The 11760-nt window shown below is 71.4% G+C and carries 12 protein-coding genes; 8 read left to right on the top strand and 4 right to left on the bottom strand.

Annotated elements, in window-relative coordinates; all coding sequences use genetic code 11:
* The first annotated feature begins 23 nt into the window (after positions 1-23).
* Both ACTWJ8_RS27520 and ACTWJ8_RS27515 read left to right on the top strand, forming a co-directional pair.
* Entirely contained in the window at positions 24-704 is a 681-nt protein-coding gene (locus ACTWJ8_RS27520) for a glycerophosphodiester phosphodiesterase (RefSeq protein ID WP_443260525.1), read from the top strand.
* A gap of 312 nt (positions 705-1016) precedes the next feature.
* Complete coding sequence (locus ACTWJ8_RS27515) at positions 1017-2138, top strand: serine hydrolase domain-containing protein (RefSeq protein ID WP_443260524.1); 1122 nt, start codon at positions 1017-1019, stop codon at positions 2136-2138.
* On the opposite strand, the gene ACTWJ8_RS27510 is transcribed toward ACTWJ8_RS27515, so the two are convergent.
* From ACTWJ8_RS27510 to ACTWJ8_RS27495, 4 genes are all read right to left on the bottom strand, one after another.
* The gene (locus ACTWJ8_RS27510; RefSeq protein ID WP_443260523.1) at positions 2107-2661 is read right to left on the bottom strand and encodes an HXXEE domain-containing protein; all 555 of its coding nucleotides are present in this window, start codon (positions 2659-2661) and stop codon (positions 2107-2109) included. The two genes, ACTWJ8_RS27515 and ACTWJ8_RS27510, sit on opposite strands and share 32 nt — an antisense overlap.
* Positions 2662-2711: 50 nt before the next feature.
* The gene (locus ACTWJ8_RS27505) at positions 2712-3914 is read right to left on the bottom strand and encodes a polyamine ABC transporter substrate-binding protein (RefSeq protein WP_443260522.1); all 1203 of its coding nucleotides are present in this window, start codon (positions 3912-3914) and stop codon (positions 2712-2714) included.
* 83 nt (positions 3915-3997) lie between these two features.
* Positions 3998-4492 (bottom strand): DUF1990 family protein, encoded by a 495-nt coding sequence (locus tag ACTWJ8_RS27500; protein WP_356389061.1) that lies wholly within the window; start codon positions 4490-4492, stop codon positions 3998-4000.
* On the bottom strand, positions 4489-5931 hold the full coding sequence (locus ACTWJ8_RS27495) for a gamma-aminobutyraldehyde dehydrogenase (protein WP_356389059.1): 1443 nt from the start codon (positions 5929-5931) through the stop codon (positions 4489-4491). Before ACTWJ8_RS27495 ends, ACTWJ8_RS27500 begins: the two co-directional genes overlap by 4 nt.
* A gap of 167 nt (positions 5932-6098) precedes the next feature.
* Between ACTWJ8_RS27495 and ACTWJ8_RS27490 the strand changes: the two genes are divergently transcribed.
* From ACTWJ8_RS27490 to ACTWJ8_RS27465, 6 genes are all read left to right on the top strand, one after another.
* Positions 6099-6614 (top strand): Lrp/AsnC family transcriptional regulator, encoded by a 516-nt coding sequence (locus ACTWJ8_RS27490; protein WP_356389057.1) that lies wholly within the window; start codon positions 6099-6101, stop codon positions 6612-6614.
* Positions 6599-7978, top strand: coding sequence for an aspartate aminotransferase family protein (locus ACTWJ8_RS27485; protein ID WP_443260521.1), 1380 nt, complete (start codon positions 6599-6601; stop codon positions 7976-7978). Before ACTWJ8_RS27490 ends, ACTWJ8_RS27485 begins: the two co-directional genes overlap by 16 nt.
* Positions 7979-8195: 217 nt before the next feature.
* Positions 8196-8948: an ABC transporter ATP-binding protein gene (locus ACTWJ8_RS27480; protein WP_356389053.1), complete on the top strand. Its 753-nt coding sequence runs from the start codon at positions 8196-8198 to the stop codon at positions 8946-8948.
* Positions 8930-10090 (top strand): hypothetical protein, encoded by a 1161-nt coding sequence (locus tag ACTWJ8_RS27475; RefSeq protein WP_356389051.1) that lies wholly within the window; start codon positions 8930-8932, stop codon positions 10088-10090. The genes ACTWJ8_RS27480 and ACTWJ8_RS27475 overlap by 19 nt, the downstream gene beginning before the upstream one ends.
* Positions 10091-10167: 77 nt before the next feature.
* Positions 10168-10581, top strand: coding sequence for a VOC family protein (locus ACTWJ8_RS27470; RefSeq protein WP_356389049.1), 414 nt, complete (start codon positions 10168-10170; stop codon positions 10579-10581).
* A gap of 38 nt (positions 10582-10619) precedes the next feature.
* A complete protein-coding gene (locus tag ACTWJ8_RS27465; RefSeq protein WP_443260520.1) occupies positions 10620-11759 on the top strand; it encodes an LOG family protein in 1140 nt (379 codons plus the stop codon).
* Position 11760: the final 1 nt, after the last annotated feature.

Genomic DNA, 11760 nt, shown 5'->3' with positions numbered 1-11760 from the left:
GCGCCGGACGTCACAATGGGGCCATGCGCACCGTGACTGCCGTGGCCCATCGAGGCGACCCCTACCGCGTCCGTGAGAACACCCTGCCGTCCCTGCGCTCCGCGCTCGAACGGGGCGCGGACGCGGTGGAGGTCGACGTCCGCGTGACGCGGGACGCCGTCCCCGTCCTCCTGCACGACGCCACGCTCGAGCGCCTGTGGCAGCACGAACGCCCGCTGTCCGCGCTCTCCTACGACGAGGTGCGCGGCCTCACCGAGGGCGGCGTGCCCACGCTCGCGGACGCCCTGGAGGCGTGCGGCGACGCCCGCGTCATGATCGACCTGCCGGGCGCCGACGCCCGCTCCGTCCGCACGATCGTCGGCGCGGTCGCCGACTGCGGCGCGCAGGAGCGGGTCTACTACTGCGCGGGCGCCCAGACGCTGCTCAAGGTCCGCGCCGCGGCCCCCGCCGCCGAACTCGCCCTGACCTGGACCACCCTCGCGCCCCCGCGCGCGGGCGTCCTCGCCGCCCTCGCCCCCCGCTGGCTCAACTACCGCTTCTCTCTGATCACCCGCGACCTGGCGGCCAAGGTGCACCACGACGGCTACCTCCTGTCGACGTGGACCCCCGACACCAAGCGCTCGATGCGCCGCCTCCTCGACCTCGGCGTCGACTCGATCACCACCAACCGCATCGACGTCCTGACGTCACTGCGCGGCGCCTGACGCCCCGAGCCCCTAGGGCCTGTCGTCAAACTCCCGTCGTCGCCCGAAGGGCGGCGGCGCGGCGTCTGGTGCGTGCGATCGCAAGGCGCCGGAAGATCCTAGTAGCGGAGCTACTCGGGTCTTTCGGCAACGCAGCGAGCGTGCGTGCCAGGCGTCGCGCCGCAGACGGGAGTTTGACGACAGGCCCTAGGGGGCGCGGGCCGTCCGGACCAGGGTTCGGTTCATCCCGTACGACGAGCTGCCGCGGGCCGGGGCCGCCGAGGATGATCCGTGTCGGCCCGAGCGGGCCGACTCCCGTCCCAGGAGGCCCCGTTGAAGCGTCGCACCGTGCTCGCCCTGTCCACCGCCCTCGCCCTCGGCGCCGCCGCCCCCACGCGGGCGGCGGCGTTGCCCACCCCGGGCGCACCCGACGCGAAGGCGCTGGCCGGATCGCTCCAGAGGTTGCCGGACGACGACGCCACGGCGGCGCTTGTCCGGGTCGGCGGCACCGGCGGCTCCTGGCACGGGGCGGCGGGCGTACGGGATCTGCGTACGGGGGCGGCGGCGCGGGAGGAGGCCCGGTTCCGGGCGGGCTCGACGACGAAGGTGGTGACGGCCGCCACCGTGCTGCGGCTGGCCGCCGACGGCAGGGTCGACCTGAACGCCCCGGTGCAGCGCTACCTCCCGGAGCTGTTCGCCGGCAGCGCCTTCCACCGGCCCGTCTCCGTACGGCAGTTGCTCAACCACACCAGCGGGATACCGGCGGGCGACGGCTGGGGCGACGCGTTCGCGGACCAGTACGCGCACCGCTTCGACGTCGTCACGCCGGCATGGGTCGCGGCGTCGGCGCTCGCCAAGGAGCCCGCGTTCGCGCCCGGCACACGCCAGCAGTACCTCAACATCAACTACACGCTGCTCGGCCTGCTCGTGGAGAAGGTCACGGGCGACACCTTCGCGGACGCGGCGACCCGGCTCGTCCTGCGCCCGGCCGGAATGCGCCACACGTACTTCCCGGGGACCGACCGCCGCATCCACGGCCCGCACAACCGGGGCTACCAGCTGGTGGACGGGAAGTTCGTCGACGTGACGGAGTGGGTGCAGACCGACCGTACGGCGGCGGGCGACATGATCTCCACGACCGCCGATCTGGAACGCCTCCTGACGGCCCTCTTCAGCGCCCGCATCGTCCCCGAGCCCCAGCTGAAGGAGATGTTCACGCCTCCCGCGGGCCTCCCCGACGCCACCATGACCGCCGGCCTCCAACGCATCAAGATCGACAACCACACCTACTGGGGCAAGTCCGGCTCCCGCTACGGCTACAGCACCGGCATGGCCGCGACCCGGAACCTCTCCCGGACGGCCGTCTACTCGGTGAACTCCACGGACGCCAAGGGCGAGGAGATGAACCCGGTCGCCCAGCGCATCATCCTGGCAGCGGTCCGGAACACCGCCTGACGACCCGCCGCGCCACCGCGTGCGACACGACGGTCGCCGCGGCCGCCCACGCGACACCGGCGACGACGTCGCGGGGGCGGCCCGACCGCAGCACCCCCGCCTTCCTGAGCCGCCGCCGCGCCCACACGGTGAACGGCACGACGAGCACCGGCGAGGTCGCGACCCCCGGTGTGTAACCCCGCACGGCGACGGCCTGCCCGACGTGCACAAGCCCGTGCGCCCCGAACCCGTTCAGCATCGCCTGGTACGTGGCACTGCGCCCACCACTCGCCCACCCCGCGACGGCGCCGGCACCGACGATCCCGGCCATCACCCCGACGGCCGCCGCGAACTCCCGCTCATCGACCCCTTCGAGCCCCCGCCACACCCGCTCGGGCACCCCCGGCCACCGCTCCCTCAGCACCGGCACGTTCCTCCGCACCCAACGCGGCGCGGCAACGACCTCTTCGGCATCGTGCAACGCCCATGCGACGAAGAGCCCCAGCGTCACGGCGGCCCCGACGGGCGACGGGTCATCGGTCATGGCGACAGCCTAGATCGGCCTCAACTCGGCGCGCCCTCACACCCGTTGAATCACAACCCCGCGATCCTGTTCCACCGCTTCGAGAACTCCGTGCGCTCCGACGCCCTGATGTCCCGGGCGATCGCCAGGCGGGAGCGCATGCGGTCGTCGGGGAAGATCAGGGGGTCATCGGCGAGGGCGGCCGTTTCCTTGTCCTTGGAGGAGGCGAGGACGTCGCGGGCGGCGGGGACGGGGCAGACGTAGTTGACCCAGGCGGCGAGTTCCGCGGCGACCTCGGGCTCGTAGTAGTAGTCGATCAGGCGCTCGGCGTTGGCCTTGTGGTCGGCGAGGTTGGGGATCATCAGGGACTCGGCCCAGAGTTCGGCGCCCTCCTCGGGGACGACGAACTCGATGTCGGGGTTGTCGGCCTTGAGCTGGATGATGTCGCCGCTGTACGCCTGGCAGGCGAGGACGTCGCCGCTGGAGAGGTCCTTGATGTAGTCGTTGCCGGTGAAGCGGCGGATGTGCTTGGTCCGCACGAGCTTCTCGACCTGGTCGCAGACCTTGTCGAAGTCGGCGGCGGTCCACTTCGTGATGTCGACGCCGTTGCCCTGCATGAGGAGGGCGAAGGACTCGTCGAGTCCGGACAGGAGCGTGACGCGGCCCTTCAGGTCGTCCGCCCACAGGTCCGAGACGTGCTTGATCTCGCGGCCCAGCTTCCGCTTGTTGTACGCGATGCCGGTGATGCCGGACTGCCACGGCACGGTGTACTTGCGGCCCGGGTCGAAGGCGGGCGAGCGCAGCAGCGGGTCGAGGTACTCGGTGACGTGCGGCTGGCGGGAGCGGTCCATCTCCTGGACCCAGCCGAGCCGCACGAAGCGCGAGCACATCCAGTCGGAGATGACGATGAGGTCGCGGCCGGTCTTCTGGTGGTTCATCAGCGACGGGCTGATCTTGCCGAAGAACTCGTCGTTGTCGTTGATCTCTTCGGTGTACTTGACCTGGATCCCGGACTGCTTCTCGAACGCGTCGAGGGTGGGGCGCTTCGACGGGTTGTCGTCGTCGACGTCGATGTAGAGCGGCCAGTTCGCCCAGGTGAGCCGCTTGTCACCGGCGGACAGGTCGTGCGCCGCGCGCTCGCCGGGCGCGACGTACGCGGCGGGCACCCCGCAGCCGGTGGCGAGGGCGCCGACCGCCACGGCGGCGGCACCACCGCCCAACGCGCGCAGCAGGGAACGACGGTTGACCTGGTGGGGTATCGGGTTCGCTCGCACGAACTCAGCCTCTCCCCCGGTGACTTGACCCCACAATGGACGCTGCGTCGAGCCCCGGGGGCAGGGGCCGACACCTTGTCGATCTACGCCCCGGCGGCCGCGTCGGCGACAGCCCGCAGATACCGGCCCGTCACCCACCTCTGCACGCCCCGCGCCACGGGCCCGCCGAGCCGCGCGTACCACCGCCCCGGCCGCGAGAACGCCCGGATTCGGAACCACACGGTCCCGTCCGCCGCCCGCTCCACGAGGAACGCCTCCTCGCCGCACTCGGGATGCCCCGGCAGCGTCCCGTAGGCGAACCCGATGCGCGCGGGCTCGCGCACGACCCGTACGACCCGGCAGGGAATCCGCAGGAACGGCGCCCGCAGCTCGACGTCGGCGCCCTCCCGGACGTCGTCGCCCGGTGTCACCCGGAGCCCGGCCCCGCGCTGCGCGCCCCACGCGAGAACCGCCGCGCCGGCCCGCTCGAGGCATTCCTGCCCCGAGCCGAGCCGGACACGGCGGTCCATGTGGGCGTACCCGGGCGGCAGTTCACCCGCCGCCAGGGTCGCGCCGACCTCTTCGTAGGTGAGGTTCACGCGTCCAGCGACGTCATGACGTGCTTGATCCGCGTGTAGTCGTCGAAGCCGTACGCCGACAGGTCCTTGCCGTAGCCGGACTTCTTGAAGCCGCCGTGCGGCATCTCGGCGACGAGCGGGATGTGGGTGTTGATCCACACGCAGCCGAAGTCGAGGACCTTGGACATCCGCATCGCGCGGCCGTGGTCCTTCGTCCAGACCGAGGAGGCGAGCGCGTACTCGACGCCGTTGGCGTACTCGACGGCCTGGTCCTCGTCCGTGAAGGACTGGACGGTGATGACGGGGCCGAAGACCTCGTTCTGGATGATCTCGTCGTCCTGCTTGAGGCCCGAGACGACGGTCGGGGCGTAGAAGTAGCCCTGCTCGCCGACCCGGTGGCCGCCCGCCTCGACCTTGGCGTGCGCCGGGAGGCGCTCGATGAAGCCGGTGACCTGCTTCAGCTGGTTGGCGTTGTTGAGCGGGCCGTAGAGCACGTCCTCGTCGTCGGCCGCGCCGGTCTTCGTCTCGGCGGCGATCTTCGCGAGGGCGGTGACGAACTCGTCGTGCACCGACTCGTGCACGAGCACGCGGGTGGCGGCGGTGCAGTCCTGGCCGGCGTTGAAGTACCCGGCCTCGGCGATGCCCTCGGCGGCCTTCTGCAGGTCGGCGTCCTCGAAGACGACGACGGGTGCCTTGCCACCAAGCTCCAGGTGGACCCGCTTGAGGTCCTTGGCGGCGGACTCGGCGACCTGCATGCCGGCGCGCACGGAGCCGGTGATGGAGGCCATCGCCGGGGTCTTGTGCTCGACCATGAGACGGCCGGTGTCACGGTCGCCGCACACCACGTTGAAGACACCCTTGGGCACGATGGAGCCGATGATCTCGGCCATCAGGACCGTGGACGCCGGGGTGGTGTCGGACGGCTTGAGCACGACCGTGTTGCCCGCGGCGAGCGCCGGGGCGAACTTCCACACGCCCATCATCATCGGGTAGTTCCACGGCGCGACCTGCGCGCAGACGCCGATCGGCTCGCGGCGCACGAAGGACGTGAGGCCCTCCATGTACTCGCCGCCGGAGCGGCCCTCGAGCATGCGCGCGGCGCCCGCGAAGAAGCGGATCTGGTCGAGCATCATCGGGATCTCTTCGCTGCGGGTCAGGCCGATCGGCTTTCCGCAGTTCTCCGACTCGATCGCGATGAGCTCCTCGGCCCGCTCCTCGAACGCGTCGGCGATCTTCAGGAGGTACTTCTGGCGCTCGCCGGGGACCAGGTCGCGCCAGGCCGGGAACGCGGCCTCGGCGGCCGCCATCGCGGCATCGACGTCGGCCTGCCCGGACAGCGGCGCGGTCGCGTACGCCTCGCCCGTGGCGGGGTTGACCACCTCGGTGGTCCGTCCGTCGGCGGCGTCCCGGAACTCACCGTCGATGTAATTACGCAGACGACGCAGCTCACTGGTGCTCACTGCCGGCCCTCCTGACTGTTCGCTGTCCAAAGCTTGAGACGCCCACCCTAGACCGTCGACAGACGTTTTCGACACCCCCCACCCCTGCTGAACCACGAAATTCGTCAGCGCGAAGCACCCAGACAACGAATTTCATCGATCCGGGGTTGCGAAACAGACGACTCCTCGTGCACAGTGAGGCCGTGGCCAGTCGCAGCGCAGACCCCAAGGGACCCAGTTCGAGGAACGGCAGCAATCCGCCGCTCGACTCCGTCTCCCTCGCCATCATCGAACAGCTCCAAGAAGACGGCAGGCGCCCGTACGCCGCCATCGGAAAGGCCGTCGGCCTCTCCGAGGCGGCCGTGCGCCAGCGCGTCCAGAAGCTGCTCGATCAGGGCGTCATGCAGATCGTCGCCGTCACCGACCCGCTCACCGTGGGCTTCCGGCGGCAGGCGATGGTCGGCATCAACGTCGAGGGCGATCTGGATCCCGTGGCGGATGCGCTGACGGCCATGCCGGAGTGCGAGTACGTCGTGATGACCGCGGGCTCGTTCGACCTGATGGTGGAGATCGTCTGCGAGGACGACGACCACCTTCTGGAGGTCATCAACCGACGCATCCGGGCCCTCCCCGGAGTGCGCTCCACCGAGAGCTTCGTCTACCTGAAGCTCAAGAAGCAGACCTATATGTGGGGAACCCGATAGCCGTGAGCAAGGACCTCAGCCAAACCGCGTACGACCACCTGTGGATGCACTTCACGCGCATGTCGTCGTACGAGAACGCGCCCGTTCCCACCATCGTGCGTGGCGAGGGCACCTACATCTACGACGACAAGGGCCAGAAGTACCTGGACGGCCTCTCCGGCCTGTTCGTGGTGCAGGCCGGTCACGGTCGCCAGGAGCTCGCCGAGGTCGCCGCCAAGCAGGCGGCCGAGCTGGCGTTCTTCCCGATCTGGTCGTACGCCCACCCCAAGGCCGTGGAGCTGGCCGAGCGCCTGGCCCACTACGCTCCGGGCGACCTCAACAAGGTCTTCTTCACCACCGGCGGCGGCGAGGCCGTCGAGACCGCCTGGAAGCTGGCGAAGCAGTACCACAAGCTCAAGGGCAACAACCTCAAGTACAAGGTCATCTCCCGCGCGGTCGCCTACCACGGCACCCCGCAGGGCGCCCTGTCCATCACCGGCCTGCCGGCCCTCAAGGCCCCCTTCGAGCCGCTCGTCCCGGGCGCGCACAAGGTGCCGAACACGAACATCTACCGCGCCCCGATCCACGGCGACGACCCGGAGGCCTTCGGCCGCTGGGCCGCCGACCAGATCGAGCAGCAGATCCTGTTCGAGGGCCCGGAGACGGTCGCGGCCGTCTTCCTGGAGCCGGTGCAGAACGCCGGTGGCTGCTTCCCGCCGCCGCCCGGCTACTTCCAGCGCGTGCGCGAGATCTGCGACCAGTACGACGTGCTGCTCGTCTCCGACGAGGTCATCTGCGCCTTCGGCCGCCTCGGCACGATGTTCGCCTGCGACAAGTTCGGCTACGTCCCGGACATCATCACCTGCGCCAAGGGCATGACGTCCGGCTACTCCCCGATCGGTGCGGCCATCGTGTCGGACCGCATCGCCGAGCCGTTCTACAAGGGCGACAACACGTTCCTGCACGGCTACACCTTCGGTGGTCACCCGGTGTCCGCCGCGGTGGGCCTCGCCAACCTCGACATCTTCGAGCGCGAGGGCCTCAACCAGCACGTGCTCGACAACGAGGCGAACTTCCTCAACACGCTGCAGAAGCTGAACGACCTGCCGATCGTCGGCGACGTCCGCGGCAACGGGTACTTCTACGGCATCGAGCTCGTGAAGGACAAGGCCACCAAGGAGACCTTCACGGACGAGGAGTCGGAGCGGATCCTCTACGGCTTCGTCTCGAAGAAGCTCTTCGAGTACGGCCTGTACTGCCGCGCCGACGACCGTGGCGACCCGGTCATCCAGCTCTCCCCGCCGCTGGTCTCCGACCAGTCCACCTTCGACGAGATCGAGGGGATCATCCGCCAGGTGCTCACCGAGGCCTGGGCGAAGATCTGATCAAGGCCCGATCACGGCCCGAGCCAGGGCGGCCACGGAACGCCAACTGGCTTGACGCACGGCCCGGTCGCACCCATCCGAGTGAGATGGGAGGCGACCGGGCCGTGCCCTTCTCCGGCGCGCGCCCCCGCCTCCTTACCGTGCCCAGTGACCGATCGGCCCCGCCTTCGTTCCCCCTATCGGGGGACGGCAACTGATCAGAACCGAGGTGTACGTCATGGTGGCCCCGCCGGACAACGACGTGCTGTGGGCGCGTTCCCTGCACTACGCGCACAGCGGATCGGACGACGCGACGCCCGCGCTCACCGGCGTCTCGCTGGGCGTTCGGGAGGGCGAGATCCTCGCCGTCACGGGTCCTCGCGGCAGCGGGAAGACGACCCTGCTGCGCTGCCTCTCCGGGCAGCTCCTGCCGGATCAGGGCGAGGTCTGGTTCAACAGCACGCCCGTGCACACCATGGGCCCGCTGGTCCGCGAGCGGCTGCGCCGCGACCGGTTCGGCTGGATCGACCCCGAGCCGGTCCTCGTACCCGAGCTGAACGTGTGGGAGAACGCGGCGCTGCCCCTGATGCTGCGCGGCACCCCGCGCCGCATCGCCAAGACCACCGCGCACGAGTGGCTCGACCGGCTCGACGTCGGCCGGCTCGCCCGCAAGCGCCCGCACGCCCTGTCCGTCGCCGAGCGCCAGCGCGTGTCCATCGCGCGCGCCCTCGCGCACGCCCCGAGCGTGGTGTTCGCCGACGAGCCGACCGCCGCCCTGCACCGCGCCGACAGCGCCCACGTGCTGCGCACCCTCACCGCCGCGGCCCGCTCGCACGAGATCACGGTCGTCCTCGCCACCCACGACTCCGCGGTGGGCGCCCTCGCCGACCGCACAGAGTCGCTGCTCGACGGGCGCCGCGTGCACACCGTGCCGCTGCCCGAGAAGACCGCCGAGGCGGAAGGCCGGGCCGCGTGCTCGCTCTCCGTCTAGCGCGCGGCGCGCACCCGCTGGTCCAGCTGCGCAGACTGCTCGTCGCCGCGGCCTCCGCGGGCACCGGCTTCCTGCTCCTGTGCACGCTAGGCCACGCCCTCGCGCACCCCGACGCCGCGGCCAACTCCCTGCTGCGCCTGGCCTGGTGCACGCTGCCGCTCGCCGCCACGGTGTACTTCGCGGTCGCCGTGGCCCGCTCCGACCCCGGCACGAAACCCCGTGAGGGCCTGTCCGCCGTGGGCCTCGGCCCCGGCCGCCTCACCCTGATCGCGGCGATCTCCACGGCGATCGCCTGCACGCTCGGCTCGATGCTGGCGCTGCTGTTCTTCCTGCATCTACGGGGCGACATCTCCGGCCTCCCGTTCGACGGCGCCGCCCGCGGGCTGCTCGCCGCCGACCGGCCGCTGCCGCTCGCCGCGACGATCACCCTGCTCACGTGGGTGCCGCTCGCGGCGTCCGCGGCGAGCGCCCTCGCGCTGCGCCCGCGGCTCGCGCGCCCCGTCGAGGACACCGCGCGGCCGGCCGAACCGGCCTCCGCCCCCGCCGGTCTCCCCTGGGGCTTCGCGGTGCTCGCGGCGGGCCTCGCCGTGGAGACGTACGCGGCGAGCGCGCGCGGCGCCGCGGGCTCCCGGCTGCCCGGCGGCCTCACCGGCAGCCCCACCGGGGTGCTCGCGGGCTGGACGCTGACCGCGCTCGGCCTGGCGCTCGCCGGCCCCGGCCTCACGTACCTGTGCGGCCGCGCCCTCCAGTCCGTACGGCCTTCGGCGGTGCGGCTGCTGGCGGGCCGGGTGCTCCAGGAGGAGGCGCGGCGCATCGGCCGCCCGCTCGGCGTGGTCTGCGCGGTGGCATCCGGCCTGTACGCGGCGGGGGTCGTGTACGGGGAGCGGGCGTCCGGCGTCGGACCGCTGGCCACGCTCGGCGCGGTGCTGGTCGTCGGGTGCGCGGTGGCGACGCTGGTGACCGCGTCCTTCGAGGCCCGCAAGGAACGGCGGCACACGGCGGAGGCGCTGCTGCGGATCGGCGCGCCCGCCACGGCGCTGCGCGGGGCCGCCGCGCTCAGGGCCGCCGCGCTGCTCGCCCTGTTCGGGCCGCTGACCTGGGTCGTCGCGGAACTTTCGGCCGCTCCCCTGACGGCGCGATGAGTTTTGCCCACACTGGCCGTCTACATGTTCGTACGGACCACACCACCTGATTCCAGTGAGAAGGCGACGGACACGTCATGAGCGAGTACCAGCAGATGATCTTCCCGAACCTGGCCGTGAACGACCTGGCCGCCTCCACCAAGTTCTTCACCGAGCTGGGCTACGAGCGCAACGCGCAGTTCTCCGACGACACCGCCACCTCCATCGTCATCAGCGACCACATCGTGCTCATGCTGCTCACGAAGGAGAAGTACGCGGCCTTCACGAAGAAGTCGATCGTCGACTCGAAGAGCAGCAGCGAGGTGCTGCTCGCGCTGAGTGCCGAGAGCCGCGAGAAGGTCGACGAGCTCGTGGACCGGGCGATCGCCGCGGGCGGCACGGAGACCGGTGAGAAGCAGGACCACGGCTTCATGTACGGCCGCGCCTTCGACGACCTCGACGGCCACACCTTCGAGGTCATGTGGATGGACCCGTCGGTCATCGAGAGCTGAGCAACTTCCCGGCGCCCGCCCGTGCTTAGCATGGGCGGGTGCCGAATCCAGAGCAGTCCCACGAACCGTCCGTGCCCTCCACGACCACCGACCGCGAGATCGAGACGCTCGCGGAGTTCGACGAGGTGGTGGCCGCGCGCGGCACGCTGACCGGGCACCGGGTGCAGGCCGTCGACCTCACCGGGCGCACCGAGCGCCTGCGCGGCGCCGAGGTCGAGGGCGCCATATTCCTCGGCTGCCCGATGGAGCCCGCGGCGGCGGCCGAGGTCAGGGCGCGCGGCGCCCTCGTCTTCCCGCCGGTCCCCGGCCTCCCCTTCGACCCGTACCGGGGTCGCCTCTACACGCCGGACGAGCTCTTCGACGGGCTGTCCTCCGACGGCGGTTACGCGGCCACTCCCGACGCCCGCGCGTACGACTGGTTCCAGCGGACCAAGGCCGACGGCGACGTGTTCGCGTCGATGCTGCGCGCGGTGCACGACGACTCCGTGTCCGACGCGCTCGACGAACTCCTCGTGGGCGCACGGGTGGTGGGCGTCATGGGCGGGCACCAGATGGCGCGCGGCACCGATGCGTACGCGGGCGCGGCCCGGCTCGGGCGGGCGCTCGCGCGCGCCGGGTACACCGTGGCGACGGGCGGCGGCCCCGGCGCGATGGAGGCCGCGAACCTCGGGGCGTACGCGGCGCCCTTCGCCGACGCGATGCTCGACGACGCGCTCCAACTCCTCGCCAAATCGCCGTCGTTCACGCCGTCGATCACGGAGTGGGCCGAGGCGGCGTTCGCGGTGCGGGAGCGCTGGCCCGGCGGCGGCCCCTCGGTGGGCATCCCGACCTGGTTCTACGGGCACGAGCCGCCGAACGTGTTCGCCGAGCACATCGCCAAGTACTTCGCCAACGCCACCCGCGAGGACGGCCTGCTCGCCCGGTCCACCGCGGGCGTGATCTTCCTGCCGGGCGCGGCGGGCACGGTCCAGGAGATCTTCGACAACGCGACGCCCAACTACTACGAGTCGCGGGGCGAGCCGACGCCGATGGTGCTGGTCGACCGGGCCCACTGGACCGAGGACCTGCCCACCTGGCCGCTCCTGCAGGCGCTCGCGCGCGGGCGGTCCATGGAGGACCGGATCGCCCTGGTGGACACGGCCGAGGAGGCGGGCGAGGCGATCGGACGGCTCGGGTAGC

Source organism: Streptomyces sp. SDT5-1 (assembly GCF_052245995.1).
GTDB lineage: Bacteria > Actinomycetota > Actinomycetes > Streptomycetales > Streptomycetaceae > Streptomyces.
Note: the sequence above shows the minus strand (reverse complement) of the source record. Positions and strands in the feature narration are given on the sequence as shown.